We start from the raw sequence: 20,653 nt of genomic DNA on the forward strand, positions 1-20,653 counted from the left end.
GTGCTAAGCAATAATCTTACCACAGCTGTGGTAAGAAAATAACATTGCTGTGGTAAGCAAGTTGCATAGCTGTGGTAAGAAAACAACACGGCTGTGGTGAGAATAGCTTTTCGTATATTTGTGGATAGTGTTTGCCTGAATTTAAAGCTGTTTTTAGTAAAAAAGCGTTTTTCTGTCACATTATCCCTAATAATTCCTTTACTTTTTCTACTTTTGCAAATCATTTATTAAAGTCTATACGGATTTATATGCAAGAGAAGATTATTATTCTTGATTTCGGTTCGCAAACCACGCAGCTCATAGGCCGCCGGTTGCGCGAACTGAATGTCTATTGCGAGATTGTACCTTACAACAAATTTCCATACGGAGATGAGAGTGTAAAAGGAGTTATCCTTTCGGGTAGCCCCTTTTCTGTTTATGATAAGAGTGCATTCAAGGTAGATTTGAGCGGGATTCGTGGGAAATATCCCATTCTGGGTATCTGCTACGGTGCACAGTTTATCTCCTACAGCAACGGTGGACGGGTGGAGCCGGCAGGAACCCGCGAGTACGGACGTGCCCATCTCGGTTCTTTCGATTCGGAGAATGTCCTTTTCAAAGGGGTAAGGAAGAATACCCAAGTATGGATGAGCCACGGAGACACGATTACAGCCATTCCCGACAATTTCAAGATTATAGCTTCTACGGACAAGGTAGCGATTGCTGCTTACCAGGTGTCCGGCGAGGAGGTATGGGGAGTGCAGTTCCATCCGGAAGTGTTTCATAGCGAGGATGGTACGCAGATGCTACGCAACTTCGTGGTAGACGTCTGCGGTTGCAGTCAAAGCTGGAGCGCCGCATCGTTTGTAGATACCACTGTGGCCGAACTGAAGGAGCAGCTTGGCAACGATCGCGTTATCTTGGGACTGAGTGGCGGTGTAGACTCTTCGGTAGCCGCCGTGTTGCTGCATCGTGCCATCGGTAAGAACCTGACCTGCATCTTTGTAGACCACGGACTGCTTCGCAAGAATGAGTTCAAGAATGTGATGCACGACTACGAGTGTCTGGGGTTGAATGTGATTGGTGTGGATGCCAGTGAGAAGTTCTTCAAGGATTTGAAGGGAGTGACCGAGCCTGAGCAGAAGCGTAAAATCATCGGCCGCGATTTCATCGAAGTCTTCGATGCCGAGGCGCACAAAATTACCGATGCCCGTTGGTTGGCACAAGGCACCATTTATCCCGACCGCATCGAGAGCTTGAACATTACGGGCAAGACCATCAAAAGCCATCACAACGTGGGCGGTCTGCCCGAGGAGATGAACCTCCGTCTGTGCGAGCCGTTGCAGTGGCTGTTCAAGGACGAAGTACGCCGCGTAGGACGCGAATTGGGAATGCCCGAACATCTGATTACTCGTCATCCTTTCCCTGGCCCGGGACTGGCTGTCCGCATTCTGGGGGATATAACACGAGAGAAAGTACAGACCTTGCAGGAAGCCGACGATATTTTCATCCAGGGCTTGCGTGATTGGAAAGTGAAGGATGCCGCCGGCAACGAGACATCGCTCTACCATCAGGTCTGGCAGGCGGGCGTCATTCTTCTGCCCGTACAGAGTGTGGGCGTGATGGGTGACGAACGTACCTATGAACGTGCGGTGGCCTTGCGTGCTGTTACTTCCACCGATGCCATGACGGCCGACTGGGCGCATCTGCCCTACGAATTTCTGGGCAAGGTGTCCAACGACATTATTAATAAAGTGAAAGGTGTGAACCGCGTAACCTATGACATCTCTTCAAAACCGCCCAGCACAATAGAATGGGAATAAGACCGACTGAAATTATTAACTTAAAAACAATATAGAAGAATGAAGCAGGATATGATTGTGATTCTGGATTTGGGAAGCCATGAGAACACAGTGCTTGCCAGAGCGATTCGTGCGTTGGGAGTATATAGCGAAATATACCCGCACGATATTACCGCTGCCGAACTGAAGGCTTTGCCGAATGTGAAAGGTATCATCATCAACGGTGGTCCCAATAATGTGGTTGATGGGGTATCTATCGATGTATTGCCCGAGATTTACGAAGCAGGGTTCCCCGTGATGGCCGCCGGACACGACAAGGCGTTGTGTGAAGTGAAGCTGCCGCAGTTTACGGATGATGTGGAAGCCATCAAGGATGCTGTGAAATCTTTCGTATTCGATACTTGTAAGGCTGAGGCTAATTGGAACATGACGAATTTCGTCAACGACCAGATAGAATTGATACGCCGTCAGGTAGGCGACCGTAAGGTGCTGCTGGCACTGTCCGGTGGTGTGGATAGCTCCGTGGTGGCTGCTTTGCTGCTGAAAGCTATCGGCGACAAGCTGGTTTGCGTACACGTGAACCACGGGTTGATGCGTAAGGGCGAATCGGAAGCCGTGGTGGAAATCTTTGGCAAGGAGCTGAAGGCTAACTTGATATACGTGGATGCCACAGACCGTTTCCTCTCCAAGCTTGAAAACGTGGCCGACCCCGAACAGAAGCGCAAGATTATCGGCGGAGAGTTTATCCGCGTCTTTGAGGAAGAAGCCCGTAAGCTGGACGGCATCGACTTCCTTGGACAGGGTACCATCTATCCCGACATTGTAGAGAGTGGTACAAAAACAGCCAAGATGGTGAAGTCTCATCACAACGTAGGCGGTCTGCCCGAGGATTTGCAATTTGAACTGGTGGAGCCGTTGCGCCAGTTGTTCAAGGACGAAGTACGTGCATGCGGTGTAGAGCTTGGATTGCCGTACGAGATGGTTTACCGTCAACCGTTCCCCGGTCCCGGATTGGGAGTGCGTTGTCTGGGAGCCATTACCCGCGACCGTTTGGAGGCTGTACGCGAGTCGGATGCCATTCTGCGTGAGGAATTCCAATTGGCAGGCCTGGATAAGAAGGTATGGCAGTATTTCACTGTGGTGCCCGATTTCAAATCTGTAGGTGTACGCGACAATGCGCGCTCTTTCGACTGGCCCGTCATTATCCGTGCCGTCAATACGGTGGATGCTATGACCGCTACCGTCGAGCCGGTAGACTGGCCCATCCTGATGAAGATTACAGACCGTATCCTCAAGGAAGTGAAGACCGTCAACCGTGTTTGCTACGATATGTCTCCGAAACCCAATGCGACAATCGAGTGGGAGTGAGACTGGCCAATGATAATGATAGCCTCACCTTAAAAATGGTGGGGCTGTTTTTTTATGACAAAAACAACAAAGAATAGAACAATGAAACTTTTATGTATGATTGCTGTCTTTTTGTGCATACCTTGGGTAGCCTCTGACGCGCAGAAGCAGGATTGGGGAAATTTGAAACGTTATGCAGAGGCAAATAAGGAACTGGTACGGAAGGGAAAGCAAAAGGACCGGGTGGTTTTTATGGGCAACTCAATCACAGAAGGATGGGTGGCAAATGATGCCGCTTTCTTTGAAAAAAATGGCTATGTGGGCCGTGGTATAAGTGGGCAGACTTCTTCCCATTTCCTGCTCCGTTTTCGTGAGGATGTCATCAAGCTTGCTCCGGCGCTGGTCGTGATAAATGCAGGTACCAATGACGTAGCGGAAAATGCAGGCGCTTATAATGAAGAATACACTTTTGGAAATATAGTGTCTATGGTTGAGTTGGCACGGGCTAATAAGATAAAGGTGATTTTGACATCTGTGTTGCCTGCCGCTGCTTTTGGCTGGAATTCTTCGGTGAAGGATGCTCCGCAAAAGATAATGCAGCTGAATGCCAGAATACGGGCATATGCTAAGGAGAACAAGATTCCTTATGTCGACTATTACAGTGAGATGGTAGAGGCGGAAGACGGCAATAACGCCTTGAACCCCTTGTATACTAAGGACGGGGTACACCCCACTCTGGAAGGGTATAAAGTGATGGAATCCTTGATAAAGAAAGTGATAGACAAGGTGTTGTAGGAAATCTCGGTTCAGGTGGTTATAAGAGTTTTTCTGCGTTGGGAATCATCATCTCGCCTCTGTGCAGTTCGAGCAGACCTTTCTCCTGCATGCTGTTCAGCGCTCTCGATACTCCCACGCGGGTATCATTGACCACCTGGGCCAGTTCTTCCATTTTTATTTTCAGCGTTTTCCTGCCTGCCGGACGTTCGATGTGTGTTAGGATAAAGTTGCCGATACGTCTTTCAAGGTTGTCGGTGTTTTCTGCCCAAAGGCGGTTGCTCAGACTTTGCGCGCGGTTGCTGATGATATTCATGTAATTCAGGCGGAATATATCATATTTAAACAATTCGCTCATGACGAAAGCCTTGCTTATGCTAACAGTGTGGGTCTCAGTTTGGGCGGTATAGGTCGAGACATAGGAGGTGCTCATCCCGAATAGGGATTGTGGCTCGATGACATAAGGCGCTTGAAAATATTCCGTGAAGCTGTATGAGGTATTAGCGGATGAAGTACATGAGGAGATTTCACCTTTCAATACGAATATCAGTTGACTGCATGTGTCACCGGCTTTCACGATAACTTCGCCGGCTTTATGCTTTGTAAAGTTCAGCTTGACTTTTCCTAGGATATTGGTAAAGTCTTCTTGTGCGAGTCCTTGAAAGAGTGGCAGTTGCAATAATGTATCAAACATTGTATTCATGATGCTTTTTCTTCTTGTTTTGAAACAAAAGTAGACATTATCAAGGTGTACTGTAAACTCTTTGCCCCTCTTTTTGTTTTTTTTATTGTTTCTTAAACGTGCTGTTGTCCTCTTCTGCCTTGTGGTCCGAATCCTCTTTTTCTGAATCCTCTTCTTCCGTGTCTTCCTCTTCCTCCTCTCCGGCAAACGGATCAGGCCGTTGTGGTCCGTATCCCATAAAGCATATGGCGCATAGCGTGCCTGCTATGGCTCCGCTAAGGTGTCCTTCCCAAGAAGTGGTGGCCTTTGCAAATTGTGGGAACATATTCCATACCAGGCCGCCATATAGGAACGTTATCAACAGTGAAATGGCGATAAGCGGTACATGTTTGCGCAGTATGCCGCTGAAGAACAGAAAGAAAGCCAGTCCGTATATAATGCCACTGGCTCCGATATGCCATCCCGGTTTCCCTATAAGAAAGGTAAGTGTACCGCATCCTATCCAAATGGCAAAGAAAATGTAGGGGGCTATATGGCGGTAGAAATAGAACAGACACCACATCAGGAAAAAGAGTGGAATCGTATTGGCGAGCAGATGCTTGAAGCTGCTGTGCACCAGTGGATGTGCGAAAATTCCGAACATACCCCGCTGTTCCATCGGATATACTCCCAGTTGTGTGAAGTTCCAGTCCATGCCTATCTCCAAAAACTTCAAAATGTATAAAATGAATAGCAGGAATAGGGGTATAACCGCCGCCAATGCCATTCTGCGTATATCATGCTTCATATTTCGTACAGTGATTGCTATTTTTGTACAATACTACGGAATATTTGACGAAAACCGAAAAAAAACTGACTTTTTATTTTGCCTATAAGCTTTAATTCGTATTTTTGGGCATCGCTACATGGCTTGTAGCGCATATACCGAAATAATTAACCTTTAAATAATGCACAACTATGAGTTATTTACGATTTGACAAGACCCTGATGATTAATCTGCAAGAATCTTTGCCAAGGGAGATATTGCGGACGAATAGGTCGGGAGCCTATCATTGTACAACAATTGTAGATTGTAACACACGCAAATATCACGGTCTGTTGGTGATACCGGTCCCCAACCTTGATGATGAAAACCATGTGCTGCTGTCTTCTTTGGATGAAACTGTAATTCAGCACGGTGCGGAGTTCAACCTGGGGTTGCATAAGTATCAAGGGAACCACTTCAGTCCTAACGGACACAAGTACATTCGAGAGTTCGACTGTGAAAATATCCCCACAACTACCTATCGTGTAGGAGGTGTCATCCTTCGTAAAGAAAAGATTTTCGTACATCATGAAAATCGGATTCTGATTCGTTATACCTTGGTCGATGCCCATTCGGCAACTACACTCAGATTCCGCCCTTTCCTGGCATTCCGCAGTGTGCGCGAGTACACGCACGAAAATGCGCAGGCAAGCCGCGACTATCAGTTGGTAGAGAATGGCATTAAAACCTGCATGTATCCTGGTTATCCGGAGTTGTTCATGCAGCTCAACAAAAAGAATGAGTTCCACTTCCAGCCTGACTGGTATCGTGGTATTGAGTATCCTAAAGAACAGGAACGCGGATATGACTTCAATGAAGACCTTTATGTGCCGGGATATTTTGAAGTTGATATAAAGAAAGGGGAAAGCGTTGTCTTCTCCGCCGGTATTTCCGAGATTTCCCCCCGCAAGCTGAAGCAGACTTTTGAGTCCGAGGTGGCCGACCGCACTCCGCGTGACAGCTTTTACCACTGTCTGAAAAACTCGGCGCACCAGTTCCACAACAAGCAGGGAGAGGAGCATTATGTGCTTGCAGGTTATCCTTGGTTCAAGTGCCGTGCCCGTGACTTGTTCATCTCCCTGCCGGGTCTTACTTTGGCCTTAGGCGAACAAGATGAATTTGAAGACGTGATGAAAACAGCCGAAAAGGCTATCCGTGAATTTATCAATGGAGAACCTTCTTCCTATAAGATATACGAGATGGAGCATCCGGATGTGCTACTGTGGGCTGTCTGGGCTTTACAGCAGTATGCTAAGGAGACTTCGCGTGAAAATTGCCGGCAGATGTACGGTAATCTCCTTGAAGAGATTGTTGACTATATCCGTGAACGCAGGCATGGCAATCTCTTCCTGCACGAAAATGGATTGTTGTATACCAATGGTACCGAGAAAGCGGTTACCTGGATGAACTCTACCGCCAATGGCCGTCCGGTTATTCCGCGTACGGGCTATATTGTGGAAGTGAATGCACTGTGGTACAATGCCCTGCGTTTTGTAGCCGATATGGTGCGGGAGGGAGGCAATGAAATTCTTGCTGATACACTGGACGCTCAGGCAGAAGTTACCGGAAAGTCTTTCGTAGACGTATTCCGCAATGAGTATGGCTATCTGTTTGACTATGTGGATGGTTATATGATGGATTGGAGTGTACGTCCCAACATGATATTTACTGTTGCTTTTGACTATTCTCCGTTGGATAGGGCCCAGAAAAAGCAGGTACTCGATATTGTGACGAAAGAACTGTTGACTCCGAAGGGTTTGCGTACACTGAGCCCCAAGAGTGGCGGATACAATCCGAATTATGTAGGTCCTCAGATTCAAAGAGATTATGCCTATCATCAGGGTACGGCATGGCCGTGGCTGATGGGTTTTTACATGGAAGCATATCTGCGTATCTATAAAGTGAGTGGCGTGTCGTTTGTAGAAAGATACCTCATCGGTATGGAAGATGAAATGACTTCCCATTGTATTGGCGCATTGCCCGAACTCTTCGATGGTAATCCTCCGTTTGTAGGAAGAGGGGCGGTGTCATTTGCCATGAATACGGCAGAAATCCTGCGTATCTTGAAGTTATTGTCTAAGTATAATTTATAAAAGGAGGAACGAAGATGAAAGTTTTAATGTTTGGATGGGAATTTCCTCCCAAAATATATGGTGGTCTTGCGGTTGCTTCTTATGGAATAACTAAAGGATTAAGTTTGCAGGGCGATGTGGAAACTACTTTCTGCATGCCCAAGCCGACGGGTGAAGAAGAGGACTTCTTGAAGATAGTAGGCATGAACCAGGTGCCTATCGTGTGGCGTGATGTCGATTACAATTATTTGAAGTCGAGGCTGACGCGCAACATGACGCCGGAAGATTATTATTCTTTCCGCGACCATATCTATTCGGATTTCTCTTATATGCACGTCAATGACATAGGCTGCATGGACTTTGCCGGCGGTTATCCCGGCAACCTGCACGAAGAGATAAACAACTTCTCGGTGATTGCCGGAGTAGTGGCTCGCCAGCAGGAATTTGATATTATTCATGCCCACGACTGGCTGACGTATCCTGCCGGAGTGCATGCCAAGATGGTGAGCGGAAAGCCGCTCTGCATCCATGTGCATGCTACGGACTTTGACCGTTCACGTGGAAAAGTCAATCCTACCGTCTATTCTATGGAGAAGAACGGTATGGATTATGCCGACTGCATCATGTGCGTGTCCGAACTGACCCGTCGCACGGTTATTGAGCAGTACCATCAGAATCCCAAGAAGGTGTTTGCCATGCACAATGCCGTCTATCCTCTCTCGCAGGAATACCAGGACATTCCACGTCCCGACCATTCCAAAGAGAAGATTGTGACATTCCTTGGCCGCATCACCATGCAAAAGGGACCGGAATACTTTGTGGAAGCTGCTTCACTGGTATTGCAGCGTGCCCGTAACATCCGCTTTGTTATGGCCGGTTCGGGAGATATGATGGATGCCATGATTAATCTGGCAGCCGAGCGGGGCATCGCCGACCGGTTCCATTTCCCGGGCTTCATGAAGGGAAAGCAGGTATATGAGGTTTATAAGAACAGTGATGTATTCGTTATGCCTTCCGTTTCCGAACCTTTCGGTATTGCTCCGCTGGAAGCTATGCAGTGTGGAACTCCTTCCATCATTTCAAAGCAGTCGGGATGCGGTGAAATTCTTGATAAGGTCATCAAGACCGATTATTGGGACATTCATGCAATGGCCGATGCCATTTACTCTCTCTGCACTAATCCCGCTCTCTTCCAATATCTGCAGGAGGAAGGCAAGAAGGAAGTGGATGGAATCACGTGGGAAAAAGTAGGCTTGAGAATCCGCGCCCTCTATGAGGATGTGTTAAGAAACTATGGTAAATAACAAAAACAATAATAGAAATGAGAACTATCTGTCTTTATTTTGAAATACATCAAATCATTCATCTGAAACGTTACCGTTTCTTTGATATAGGTATCGATCATTATTACTACGATGATTATGCCAATGAAACCAGTATCAATGATGTAGCCGAACGCTCTTATATCCCGGCATTGAACACTCTGATTGAAATGGTGAAGAATTCCGGAGGTGCGTTTAAAGTGGCTTTCTCCATTTCAGGGGTTGCGCTGGAGCAGTTGGAAATATATGCACCGGCTGTCATCGACTTGTTGCACCAGCTGAATGATACTGGTTGCTGTGAGTTCCTTGCCGAGCCTTATTCTCATGGCCTTTCTTCTCTGGCCAACGAGGATTGCTTCAAGGAAGAGGTGATGCGTCAGAGCGCTAAGATGAAGCAAATGTTCGGTAAGGCGCCGAAGGTGTTTCGTAATTCCAGCCTGATTTATAATGACGAGATTGGTGCGATGGTGGCAGCTTTGGGATTCAAGGGCATGCTGACGGAAGGAGCCAAGCATGTTTTGGGTTGGAAGAGTCCGCACTATGTATACCATTGCTCCATGAATCCTAACTTGAAGTTGCTGTTGCGTGACTTTAAGCTGTCTGACGACATCAGCCTACGCTTCTCCAACTCCGAGTGGAACGAGTATCCTTTGTTTGCCGACAAGTACATCAACTGGATTGATGCTTTACCGCAGGAAGAGCAGGTCATCAACATCTTTATGGAACTCTCTGCTCTGGGCATGGCACAGCCGTTGTCTTCCAATATTCTGGAATTCCTGAAGGCACTTCCATACTGTGCCAAAGAAAAGGGGATTACTTTCTCCACACCGACGGAAATCGTTACTAAACTGAAATCTGTTTCCCAGTTGGACGTTCCATATCCGATGTCTTGGGTGGACGAAGAAAGAGATACCAGCTGCTGGCTGGGTAACGTGATGCAGCGTGAAGCATTCAACAAGTTGTATAGTGTTGCCGAACGTGTCCATCTCTGTGATGACCGTCGTATCAAGCAAGACTGGGATTATCTGCAGGCAAGTAACAACTTCCGTTTCATGACTACCAAGCAAAGCGGTGTCGGTTTGAACCGTGGCATTTATGAATCTCCTTTTGATGCTTTCACCAATTATATGAATATTCTTGGTGACTTTATCAAACGTGTCGATTCTCTTTATCCGGTAGATATAGATAATGAAGAACTGAATGCATTGCTGACCACTATCCAAAACCAAGGTACCGAGATAGAGGAACTTCATAAGGAATTGGCGAAAGCGCAGACCAAACTGGAGAAGATAAAGGCTGCGGAAAAGAAAGAGGGCAAGGCTACAGCTAAATCTGCCGCAGAAAAAACGGCAAAGGCCAAGGCTTCTGCCAAAAAGCCTGCTGCAAAGAAAACAACTAAAAAGGCTGCTGAATAATATCGGCAGCTTTCCCATCAATCATAAAAAAGCCTTCCGCTCTACGATGAGCGGAAGGCTTTTTTATGGAATATCTGTCAGTTACTTGTTGAAACTGGTGTATGTAACTTCTATCTTCAGAGGCGATTCCACTTCGCCTTTTGCATTCTCTTTCGGACCGCCTTTCAGTTTGGCATATCCCGGCTTGAGGTCGTTTTGGATACCGGTTATGGTTTTGTTGCCGCTACTGCTTGTACTGTTGTCATAGGTAATGGAAACCGGAATCAGCAATACCTTATCCCAGTCTTCATTTTCTTTGTTCCAAGTTTTTTCCCACTCTGTCTCATTCCAAGAACTGCCGGCCTTTTCTTTGGCGGCTTTCTTGGCAGCTTGTTTTTCGTTGATGCAAGTGGTAACCAACCGGGCGATGTTGCTGAATACATATTGATTAGTGGCAAATGCATTGTGGGTGGTTGTAAATGAGGTAATATTATCCATGACTTTGTTCTCTTCAAAGAAGCTTTTCAAGTCTTGTTTACGTATCAACAGCACGTCATTGGGAGCACTCATGCTATATTCATAGTCACTGTTTATATTATAATTCGTGAAAGTTAACTTCACGGCATTCAAGGTGTCATTGGTCAGTTTATTGTATATTGAATCGTATGGCATGGTAGCTTGAGTGAAGATACCGGCAGGAGATTTGATATAGGTATGTTGAGTTTCGGCAGCCTTTGCTTTTATCAAATCAGAATTCAGAAACTGGTTTGCCTGGATAACCTCTTTGGTAGAGGCGAATACAGTTTGCATGCTATAGAACAAAGAGTCTGTACCATCTTTTTTCTTCAGTGCTACACCGGTAGTATCATTTACGTGGTGGAAACGGAATTGCATTTGCAGAGCCACATAATCCACATAGAGGATGGTTCCATCTCCATAATCGCTCTTCACGTATACTCCTTTGAAAATCTTGTCTATGAAAGTTGCGGCGTCTTTAAAGTATTCGGGATGCTCGCGATAAACCTTCAATATTCTGTCTTCGCCGAAGGTTTTCTTGTCCAATGGGAACGTTACATTGGGATAGAAAGTATAATAACCGTTATTGTCCTTTTCAAATCTCACAGAGTCTGGAACAGACGTGTCGAAAGCTGAATAGGCCTTACGTCCGAGCAGGGACTTGGGGTCATACTTATTGTAGTACTCCTCTGGATTGATGTTGGTATAGCGATTTTTGTCCAGCTTCTTGTCCAGTTCATAGACACTCATTCGGCATGCATTCAGGGAATCGCCGAACCAACTGGAATAATAGACTGCTAGTTGTACTGAAACTACCGAGTCGGCAGTCATTGTACCTGTTGCCTTGATTGGATTTCCTTCACTGTCCCATTCGGTCACTTTATACACTTCCGGAAGTGAGAAGTTCTCCGTACAGTTCAGCTCCGTAAGGAAACTTGTTTCGTAATAACCGAATTCCGGGTCGGAAAACTTGCCTATATAGCCGGTACTCGTTTTGGCAAATACGGAATCAACGGGAAATGAACATGTTGTTACATTAAAAGTAGCAGTATGCGCTGACATGCCGTCAGAATCGGGCAACATACCCAGGCCTAATGTGCCGGTGTTGTCATCGCATCCAAAGAAAGTCAGGACTGCCAAAAGTAATGTTCCCAGATATCTTACTTTCATAGTTTTAACTGTCTAAATCGATTTTATTTTTGTTCTGTTTTCCATACCTTGTCGTAGAAGTCGTTGCAGGCTTCAGCAAAGTTTTCGGGAGATTGATATTCCAATACGGGCTTTCCGGATTCGCGGGCATAGTTCAGTACTTCCTCATTGACGTGTTCGCTTTGCTGTATAATGCCGTCGGAGAAGTCAGCAGCCAGTTTGCAAAGTGCTGTGTAGTCAATGGGTTCCTTCAATCCTGCAATATCTTTTTTGGCAATGCCTTTCAACAATAGCTTGTTAGAAAAGTCTGTGTGGAAAGCTTGTTTGAAGTCATCTTCATAAAGGGAAAATATGACTTTGGCATCTCTGAAAGAAGGTTCGTCTTTATAGGCTTTCTTGATGTACAGAGGCGCTAAAGCGGTCATCCAGCCGTGGCAGTGGATGATGTCGGGACACCAACGCAGTTTCTTCACCGTTTCCAGTACGCCGCGGGCATAGAAGATGGCACGGGCATCATTGTCTTCATACTCTTCACCATTTTCGTCTGTTACCTGCAAGCGGTTCTGGAAGTAGTCATCGTTGTCGATGAAGTATACTTGCATACGTGCAGACTGGATAGAGGCAACCTTGATGATGAGCGGGTGATCGGTATCGTCAATGATGAGGTTCATGCCGGAGAGTCGTATCACCTCATGCAGCTGGTTTCTGCGTTCGTTGATATTTCCCCATTTTGGCATAAACGTTCTGATTTCTCTGCCTTTTTCTTGAATAGCCTGAGGTAGGTTTCTGCCTACGAGGGACATTTCGGATTCTGAAACGTAAGGGGTAATTTCTTGGGTTATAAATAAAACCTTGTTCGCCTTTGTCATAATAACAATGTTCTCAATTATTCTGCAAAGATATAAAAAAAATCGGGCAATAAAGCAAACAGAGCCCGTCTATAATTCCTTATGAATTGTTAACTGATTGTTGTTCAGTGAGAAATCTTCTTTTGGAATTGTCGGAAAGTGTACTGAGTTTTGCATTAATTTGTGATATTTCTTCTTTATATGCTAAATAATGGTTTATTTTGCACCGCTTTTGAGAACAACCAAGTTATTATATAACCAATTAAAATGGAAATAGTACATACTATCAAGGACTTGCAGGCCGGACTTTCGGCTTTGAGAGCCCAGGGAAAGAAGATAGGTCTGGTACCTACGATGGGTGCCTTGCATGCCGGTCATGCCTCATTGGTGAAACGTTGTGTGGCAGAAAATGACGCTGCCGTAGTAAGCGTTTTTGTAAATCCGACCCAGTTTAATGACAAGAATGATTTAGTGAAATATCCCCGTACGCCGGAGGCTGATTGCCGTTTGCTGGAGGAGTGTGGAGCGGCATTTGTCTTTGCTCCTTCGGTGGAGGAGATGTATCCGGAACCGGATACCCGCCGTTTCAGCTATGCACCGCTGGACACAGTGATGGAAGGGGCATTCCGTCCGGGACATTTTAATGGTGTTTGCCAGATTGTGAGCAAACTGTTTGATGCTGTGCAGCCGGATCGTGCCTACTTCGGCGAGAAAGATTTCCAGCAGCTGGCAATTATTCGCGAGATGGTCCGCCAGCTGAAGTATCCTTTGGAAATTGTAGGCTGTCCCATTGTTCGTGAGGAAGACGGGTTGGCTCTGAGCAGCCGCAATGCCCGTTTATCTGCCGAAGAACGCAAAAATGCACTGAGAATTTCGCAGACTTTATTTGAAAGTCGTACCTTTGCAACCTCGCATACGGTAACTGAGACACAGAAGTTTGTGGAAGACACCATCGCAGCCACCCCCGGATTGCGTTTGGAATACTTTGAGCTGGTGGATGGCAGTACCTTACAGAAGATTGCCGATTGGGAGGAAACCTCTTATGCTGTGGGTTGTATCACGGTGTTCTGCGGGGAAGTCCGTCTGATTGACAATATCAAGTACAAAGAGCCTGCTGCCTTGTAATTTATAATTAGTAATTCGTAATTTATAAAGATATGATGATTGAAGTGTTGAAGTCGAAAATCCATTGTGCCCGCGTCACGGAAGCAAACCTGAACTATATGGGAAGCATTACGATTGATGAGGATTTGATGGATGCTGCCAACATGATTGCCGGCGAGAAGGTGTATATAGCCGACAATAATAACGGTGAACGTTTTGAAACCTACATTATTAAGGGCGAGCGCGGCTCTGGAAAAATTTGCTTGAACGGTGCGGCAGCCCGCAAGGTGCAACCTGATGACATCGTTATTATCATGTCCTACGCGCTGATGGACTTTGAAGAAGCCAAGTCATTCAAGCCGACGGTGATTTTCCCCGACCCGGCAACGAACAAGGTGGTGAAGTAGTCTCTTTATTGAAATATGGAAATAAAGCCCCGTTTGCAATTTTTCTGTAAACGGGGCTTTGTTTTTACTTCTGATTCTTCCCCGCAGGGTTCGTATGAGAATGAGGAGCCGATTTAATCTTATCGAGTAAATACAGAATCTCAGTTTGGACATCGAAATTATATCTTTGGTAGTCCTGATAGGTGGGCATCAAGTCCGGATAAAGTGTGTGGGCACACCGGTCTTTGCCCGGAAAGCATATTTGTATGGAGTTGGAGATAGAGCCTTGCATGCCGGTATAAGGTAACCGGAATAAGGTTTGTTCCATATAGGTATTGGGGGCTTGTCCACTGGGTATTCCTACAAGGGTAGCACCCATTTTCCACAGATAGAAAGTGTAGTGGAAAGCTGCACTGAAGGTACGTTCGTTGGTAATGACGTAAATGTGTTCCGGAGTATAGAGCGCCTTTCCTTGTTGCTTTCTCAGTTCTTCCGGTGCACTGGACATACAGTTCTCGATGAAGTCGGCCCGTCGCTGTTCTATGTTTGTGGTATCTGCTTCGTCCGTACTAAAAGTGTAGTCACCGTAGGTATAGTCTGTTCCGTATGTTTGGTTGAAATCCTGCAAGTTTGTCTGTAGTTTTTGCATGTAGAGGGGAGAGATGATACGATAGAATTTTATATCCATATCCGTTTGCAGGAAGTGGTCACCGAACAGTTGGTAAAGTGTGGGTAGGACAATCGGAGTCCAGCCGCCGCTATTGTTGCGCAAATCTATGATGAGAGTGGAGGAGGCTTCCTTCTTCATCTCTTTCAACATATGGGCGAAAACTTCGGAAAGGGACGGGAGTTGCCGAATGGCTTGCAGGGTATCGGCGGGCATATCTTGTTTCAAGATATCCCGATAATAGAATCCTATTTGCCGGTATAAATCTTTCAGCCCTTGTTTTTGCATATACTCAAAATTATCCCGTGCCATGATACTGTTGATATTGATGAGCATTATTTGCTTGTCGTTGTCTACGAACTGATAGGTCAGTTGTTTGTCTGTATAAGCTTTCCAACTGTTATTGTGTTGCATGGGTGTGTTTTGCACTTCCTGCCTTGACAATAAGGGAAGGGTTAATCCTCTTGATTTGCCGTCGGGAGAGTAAGAAGTGAGAGGTGAAGGTTGTCTTTCATTTCAGGGAAAAGCTGTCTCAAGAAATGTTCCGTAGGCATGGACTTGCATAGATTGGCATAACGGTCATATAGGTTTTCACTGGCTTGGATAGCGGCAGTGCGGGCCAGTACCTCTTCTAAAGAATCTCCGTTGATGGTTGTGATACGGCTACCTAACAAGTCTTTGTACGTTTCAGGGATTCCTTGAAGTATAATGCCGTCGGGGATGGTGCGTACTTCCAGTGCCAGGTAACGCTGCTTTGCTTGTTGATTGGCTGTGGGAGGTAAAAGGTAGGTGTGTCCGTCTTGCAGATTGGATAGGAAAATGCTTACCTTGTCAAAAAAGGTCTGTTTCGTACTGGGAGTCCGGCGTAACTCGTTCTCCAGATGGAAAGCTTGTTCGTAGAAGAATACTTTTCCTCCGAAGCCGCTGTAAGGGTCAGGATGGGTTGCTGTCAGTTCTTTTACCAGATACCGAAAGTCTGAAGCAAGGGAATCCCCGTTTAGGGGCTCTTGGGCGCTTGCCAATAGGGAAGCCAGACAGAGAAGGAAGGATAGATGAATATGTTTCATATTCTTGAAATATTAAGTTGTATGTTAGAAGGGGAAAGTAGAAGGAGAGGTTGTAGTAGAATAAAAAAGGTGGAGTTCGTATGTCTCCACCTTTCATGACAGATTCTTATTTTTTTAGCTGTTCGTTCATCGCTGCTGCTGCCTTTCGTCCGTCTCCCATGGCAAGGATTACGGTAGCACCTCCGCGGACAATGTCTCCTCCGGCAAAGATGGTCGGGATGGACGACTGCATGTTATCGTTGACGGCAATCGTTCCTTTCCGGCCCAATTCCAGTCCCTTGATGGAGCTTGGGACAATCGGGTTGGGAGATACACCTACGCTGACGATGGCAAGGTCAATGTCGATGGTTTCCGTGGCTCCGGGGATGGGTACGGGACTGCGGCGTCCGCTGGCATCCGGTTCACCCAGTTCCATTTTCTGAAGCACCACTTGTTTCACTTTTCCTTGTTCGTCGGCAATGTATTCGATTGGGTTGTGGAGGGTCAGGAATTCTACACCTTCTTCCTTGGCATGTTTCACCTCCTCGATACGTGCCGGCATTTCTTCTTCCGAACGACGGTAGATAATTAGGGCGCGCGCTGCACCGAGGCGGCGTGCAGTACGCACGGAGTCCATGGCAGTATTACCGCCGCCTATCACGGCTACACATTTGCCGAAGGGAACCGGTGTATCGGAATCTTCACTTGCCGCATCCATCAGGTTGACACGGGTCAGGTATTCATTGGACGAGAGGATATTGATGGAGTTCTCGCCGGGGATGTTCATAAAGTTGGGCAGTCCTGCACCGGAAGCTACGAATATGCCTTTGAAGCCTTCCTCTTCCAGTTGTTCCACGCTGAGCGTCTTGCCGATGATACAGTCCTTGACGAATTCTACTCCCATTTTGGCAAGGTTGTCAATTTCTACATCCACCACTTTGTTGGGCAGGCGGAACTCAGGAATGCCGTATTTCAATACACCACCAATCTCGTGCAGTGCTTCGAAAACAGTCACGTCATAGCCATACTTCGCCATATCTCCGGCAAATGACAGACCGGCGGGACCTGAACCGATGACAGCTACTTTGATACTGTTCTTTTCCTTGATTTCAGGTATGGAGATTTGTCCGCTCTCTCGTTCGTAGTCAGCGGCAAAACGTTCCAGATAGCCGATGGCTACCGGCTTTTCGTTCATCTTCAGATGGATACATTTGGATTCGCACTGTTTCTCTTGCGGACAGACGCGACCGCAGACGGCAGGCAGCGCACTGGTTTCTTTCAGTGTCTTGGCCGCTTCGAGGAATTCACCGCGCTCAATGTTCTTGATGAAGCGGGGGATGTCGATACCTACCGGACAACCTTCCGTACATCCGGGGTTGGCGCAGTCCAAGCAACGTTTGGCCTCTGTCAGCGCTTGTTCTTTCGTTAACCCTTGGTTGACTTCCTCCTTGCGGCTGTGCGAGCGGTATTCTGCATCGAGCTCGTTCATCTCCACGCGTGGAATGGCAGTCCGTTCTTTGGCTTTCATGGATTTGCGTAACTCCTGACGCCATGCAGCATTACGGCTTTTCTCATCTTCCATGTTTTCACCGGTAGCTTGGCAGGTCTGAGGTTCTTCCAGCTTGTGCATCTCCTCGCGTTCGATGCTTTTAAAAGCGCCCATACGCTTCAGCATCTCATCGAAGTCCACTTGATGTCCGTCGAACTCAGGGCCGTCCACACATACAAATTTGGTCTTTCCTCCGATGGTGATTCGGCAGGCGCCACACATGCCGGTACCGTCAACCATAATCGTATTCAGGGATACATCCGTGGGGATTTCGTATTTCTTTGTCAGCAAACAAACAAATTTCATCATGATGGCGGGGCCGATGGCGAAACACTTGTTCACCTTCTCGCGCTTGATGACTTCTTCTACGCCTTCCGTCACCAGACCTTTTCGTCCGTAGGAACCGTCGTCGGTCATGATAATGACTTCGTCGGAGCTTTCGCGCATCTCCTTTTCAAGGATGATCAGTTCTTTGGTACGTCCTGCCAGTACGGTGATGACGCGGTTGCCGGCAGCTTTCAGCGCTTGCACGATAGGGAGCATGGGAGCTACGCCTACACCACCTCCGGCACAGACCACAGTACCGAAGTTGTCAATGTGCGTAGCTTGTCCCAACGGGCCGACAACATCCGTAATGTAATCGCCTTCGTTCAGTTCGCAAAGACGGGTAGAGGAGAGCCCGACTTCCTGAACCACCAGTGTGATGGTTCCCTTTACCGGGTCGGCTTCCGCAATGGTAAGCGGCATACGTTCGCCTTTTTCGCCCACACGTACAATGACAAAGTGCCCTGCCTTACGTGATTTGGCAATCAATGGTGCTTCAATGACTAACTTAAAGACCTTTTCAGAAAAGTGTTCTTTGCTAATGATTTTATTCATTATCTAATAATTTTGTTGGTGTAATTACGCAATTACTGTCAGATTGATAGATTTTGCAAAGATAGGGGTTATTTGGTAATATCAAAAGAAGAATAGGGTAAAACTGCATGTTGTCACTGGATAACATCCCTTTGTCACTATAATTTGTTCACTTTCTACAGCCTGCCTACTTTTGAAATAAAAAATGAGGAAGAGTATGTATCGAAATGTTTTTTTAGGGGCAATTTTATTGAGTATGCCTTTGGTGGTTTGGTCGCAGCAGGATACGATTGCCGACCAGCGTTTGGAAGAGATTATGGTAACTGCTAAACTCCCGTTGGTAGAAATATCTGCCGGTAAAACAAGTTATCGGATGGATGCATCTGTCACTCAAAGTACGGGCAGTCTTTATGATGTTCTTGCTTCCCTGCCGGGAGTCGTGATAGATTCCAATGGCAATATTTTGTTGAACGGACAAAGCGGTGCAACGATTCTGATGGATGGCAAGCCTACTTATCTTTCGGGAGATGAATTGATGAGTCTGTTGAAATCTACTCCTGCAACTAATGCTGATAAGATAGATTTGATAACCCAGCCTTCCGCACGCCACGATGCGGCGGGAAGCTCCGGGTTGATTGATATACGTACAAGAAAAATAAGGCTGCGCGGTGTGAATCTGGCCTTGAACGGCAATGGCAGTCTTGGACGGACGGGTGGCGGTTATGGCGGCGTTTCCATGAATGTCAGGGAGAATAAGTTCAATCTTTATTTGAATTATTCGTATTATCAGGGAAAGGATGTCATAGACTTGTTTATCGACCGTGCGTTCGAACGGGATGGAGGAAGAATGATGCAGGACTCTTACCGGAAGCGTAGGAATTATTCGCACTATTTTCGTACCGGATGTGATTATTATCTCAATGAACGGACAGTTTGGGGAGTCTCGTTGGGTGGAAACTTTTCCCGGCAAAAGGAAAATGCAGGCATGTTTACGGAAATCCAAGAAATCGGAGTTGCGGGAAATACTTATAGCTATGCGGAGCAAAACCGGAACAATCTTTCTGCCGGGACCAGTATGGTGCATAAGCTTAAAAGAGAAGGGGGAGAACTCAGCGCTTCTTTTGATTATTTCCATTATTACCGTGTTGGAAACCAGTTGATGGATAGTTTTAAGCCCGATACATTGAAAGGGGACATGAAGGGAAATACAGACTTATATGTCGGACAGATAGATGCGGTTTATCCATTAAGTGAGGTTTGGAAGTTGCAGGCCGGAGTCAAAACCTCATTTGTTACGATAGACAATACGGCAGGTTATATGCGTCCGTCGGCTTCCGGCTGGCTGCCGGACGGGGCGCTTGGTTCCCGATTTGTATATGATGAAAATATCAATGCCTCCTATCTGCAAGCCGGCTATGAGAAAGACCGCTTGAAAATCTCAGCGGGTCTAAGGTTGGAACATACCCATGTACACGGGGACTTTGGAGGAAATACACAACAGAAAGACTCTTCGTTTACAACGAATTACTTCCATTTGTTTCCTACCATTGCTTTGCAATACGGTTTGACTTCGGAACATTTGTTTCAGTTTTCGTATGGCAGGCGTATTACCCGCCCCAATTATGGTGATTTGAATCCTTTTACCTACATATTCGATGACTATACCCATGAAGGAGGAAATACAAAACTGCATCCTTCCTTTTCTGATAATATAGAGTTGGGGTATGTGTATCGTGACTGGTTTCAGACGGTTCTCTTTTTCTCGTATACAGATGATGCTATCATGAAGAGCTATCGCGAACAAGAGGAACGGCGTATCTATGTAATGCCTCAGAATCTGTCTTCCTATGTACAGACGGGTGTGCGTGTACATGCTGCCAACCTCTCACCTGCTTCTTTTTGGAAAGTGAATCTGACCGCTATCGGTATTTATAATAATTATGGTTGGACGGAACAAGGGCAGAAAATGAAAAACCGTATGTTTACCCCGATACTCGGCTGCATGAACCAGTTTGCTTTCGCTTCAGTATGGTCGGCCGAACTTTCGGCAAATTATAATGGGCGAATGGCCTACGGACAAGCCACTGTACATCCGGTGCTGGAGGTGAACATCGGTATCCAAAAGAAGATGTTCCGTAACAGATGCACCGTTACCTTGTTTGCCAAGGATGTATTCAACACCAATTATCAAAAAGTAGATATTCGGTCTCCCGGTGTGCAGGCGTTTGTTGACGAACGGCACAACAAACGTGTGCTGGGTATTGCTTTCTCTTGGCGTTTTCAAAAAGGCAGCGATACAAAAGAAAGCAGAAGAAAAAAAGAAATAGATGAAACAAAAAGAGTAAATTTGTAA

The 20,653-nt window shown here is 46.4% G+C and carries 16 protein-coding genes; 9 read left to right on the top strand and 7 right to left on the bottom strand.

Features of this window, described 5'->3' with window-relative positions:
* Window positions 1-248 precede the first annotated feature (248 nt).
* The 3 genes from guaA (JXR92_RS07895) (at window position 249) to JXR92_RS07905 (ending at window position 3,923) form a co-directional block, all read left to right on the top strand.
* Window positions 249-1,802, top strand: coding sequence for a glutamine-hydrolyzing GMP synthase (gene guaA / locus JXR92_RS07895; RefSeq protein ID WP_138345097.1), 1,554 nt, complete (start codon window positions 249-251; stop codon window positions 1,800-1,802).
* Window positions 1,803-1,841: 39 nt separating this feature from the next.
* Window positions 1,842-3,149, top strand: coding sequence for a glutamine-hydrolyzing GMP synthase (gene guaA, locus JXR92_RS07900; RefSeq protein WP_117601138.1), 1,308 nt, complete (start codon window positions 1,842-1,844; stop codon window positions 3,147-3,149).
* A gap of 81 nt (window positions 3,150-3,230) precedes the next feature.
* On the top strand, window positions 3,231-3,923 hold the full coding sequence (locus JXR92_RS07905) for an SGNH/GDSL hydrolase family protein (protein WP_117965899.1): 693 nt from the start codon (window positions 3,231-3,233) through the stop codon (window positions 3,921-3,923).
* Window positions 3,924-3,942: 19 nt separating this feature from the next.
* Here the strand turns inward: JXR92_RS07905 and JXR92_RS07910 are convergent, their stop codons facing one another.
* Both JXR92_RS07910 and JXR92_RS07915 read right to left on the bottom strand, forming a co-directional pair.
* The gene (locus JXR92_RS07910; protein ID WP_117601136.1) at window positions 3,943-4,605 is read right to left on the bottom strand and encodes a Crp/Fnr family transcriptional regulator; all 663 of its coding nucleotides are present in this window, start codon (window positions 4,603-4,605) and stop codon (window positions 3,943-3,945) included.
* 82 nt (window positions 4,606-4,687) lie between these two features.
* Window positions 4,688-5,371 carry a rhomboid family intramembrane serine protease gene (locus tag JXR92_RS07915; protein ID WP_117965902.1) on the bottom strand — a complete coding sequence of 228 codons (684 nt, stop codon included), beginning with the start codon at window positions 5,369-5,371 and terminating at the stop codon, window positions 4,688-4,690.
* Window positions 5,372-5,541: 170 nt separating this feature from the next.
* Between JXR92_RS07915 and JXR92_RS07920 the strand changes: the two genes are divergently transcribed.
* The 3 genes from JXR92_RS07920 to JXR92_RS07930 are packed head-to-tail and all read left to right on the top strand — an operon-like array spanning window position 5,542 to window position 10,198.
* Entirely contained in the window at window positions 5,542-7,482 is a 1,941-nt protein-coding gene (locus tag JXR92_RS07920) for a glycogen debranching enzyme N-terminal domain-containing protein (RefSeq protein ID WP_117601134.1), read from the top strand.
* Between the two features lie 14 nt (window positions 7,483-7,496).
* Window positions 7,497-8,765: a glycosyltransferase family 4 protein gene (locus JXR92_RS07925; protein WP_008666090.1), complete on the top strand. Its 1,269-nt coding sequence runs from the start codon at window positions 7,497-7,499 to the stop codon at window positions 8,763-8,765.
* A 17-nt stretch (window positions 8,766-8,782) separates the two neighbouring features.
* On the top strand, window positions 8,783-10,198 hold the full coding sequence (locus JXR92_RS07930; protein ID WP_117601133.1) for a glycoside hydrolase family 57 protein: 1,416 nt from the start codon (window positions 8,783-8,785) through the stop codon (window positions 10,196-10,198).
* Between the two features lie 81 nt (window positions 10,199-10,279).
* On the opposite strand, the gene JXR92_RS07935 is transcribed toward JXR92_RS07930, so the two are convergent.
* Together JXR92_RS07935 and JXR92_RS07940 are read right to left on the bottom strand one after the other, a co-directional pair.
* Window positions 10,280-11,863 carry a DUF4270 domain-containing protein gene (locus JXR92_RS07935; protein ID WP_117601132.1) on the bottom strand — a complete coding sequence of 528 codons (1,584 nt, stop codon included), beginning with the start codon at window positions 11,861-11,863 and terminating at the stop codon, window positions 10,280-10,282.
* A 23-nt stretch (window positions 11,864-11,886) separates the two neighbouring features.
* Window positions 11,887-12,711 carry a glycogen/starch synthase gene (locus JXR92_RS07940; RefSeq protein ID WP_117601131.1) on the bottom strand — a complete coding sequence of 275 codons (825 nt, stop codon included), beginning with the start codon at window positions 12,709-12,711 and terminating at the stop codon, window positions 11,887-11,889.
* A 246-nt stretch (window positions 12,712-12,957) separates the two neighbouring features.
* On the opposite strand from JXR92_RS07940, the gene panC reads away from it, so the two are divergent.
* Both panC and panD read left to right on the top strand, forming a co-directional pair.
* The gene (gene panC, locus JXR92_RS07945) at window positions 12,958-13,815 is read left to right on the top strand and encodes a pantoate--beta-alanine ligase (RefSeq protein ID WP_117965911.1); all 858 of its coding nucleotides are present in this window, start codon (window positions 12,958-12,960) and stop codon (window positions 13,813-13,815) included.
* A 32-nt stretch (window positions 13,816-13,847) separates the two neighbouring features.
* A complete protein-coding gene (gene panD, locus JXR92_RS07950; protein ID WP_005823568.1) occupies window positions 13,848-14,201 on the top strand; it encodes an aspartate 1-decarboxylase in 354 nt (117 codons plus the stop codon).
* Window positions 14,202-14,265: 64 nt separating this feature from the next.
* On the opposite strand, the gene JXR92_RS07955 is transcribed toward panD, so the two are convergent.
* The 3 genes from JXR92_RS07955 to JXR92_RS07965 all read right to left on the bottom strand — a co-directional run bounded on the left by JXR92_RS07955 (window position 14,266) and on the right by JXR92_RS07965 (window position 18,321).
* Window positions 14,266-15,261 (bottom strand): S41 family peptidase, encoded by a 996-nt coding sequence (locus JXR92_RS07955; protein WP_226791307.1) that lies wholly within the window; start codon window positions 15,259-15,261, stop codon window positions 14,266-14,268.
* 41 nt (window positions 15,262-15,302) lie between these two features.
* Window positions 15,303-15,914, bottom strand: coding sequence for a hypothetical protein (locus tag JXR92_RS07960; RefSeq protein WP_226791308.1), 612 nt, complete (start codon window positions 15,912-15,914; stop codon window positions 15,303-15,305).
* Window positions 15,915-16,020: 106 nt separating this feature from the next.
* Complete coding sequence (locus JXR92_RS07965) at window positions 16,021-18,321, bottom strand: bifunctional dihydroorotate dehydrogenase B NAD binding subunit/NADPH-dependent glutamate synthase (RefSeq protein ID WP_117965916.1); 2,301 nt, start codon at window positions 18,319-18,321, stop codon at window positions 16,021-16,023.
* A 196-nt stretch (window positions 18,322-18,517) separates the two neighbouring features.
* On the opposite strand from JXR92_RS07965, the gene JXR92_RS07970 reads away from it, so the two are divergent.
* A complete protein-coding gene (locus JXR92_RS07970; RefSeq protein WP_226791309.1) occupies window positions 18,518-20,653 on the top strand; it encodes an outer membrane beta-barrel family protein in 2,136 nt (711 codons plus the stop codon).

Source organism: Bacteroides parvus, assembly GCF_017309675.2.
Taxonomy (GTDB): Bacteria; Bacteroidota; Bacteroidia; order Bacteroidales; family Bacteroidaceae; genus Bacteroides; species Bacteroides uniformis.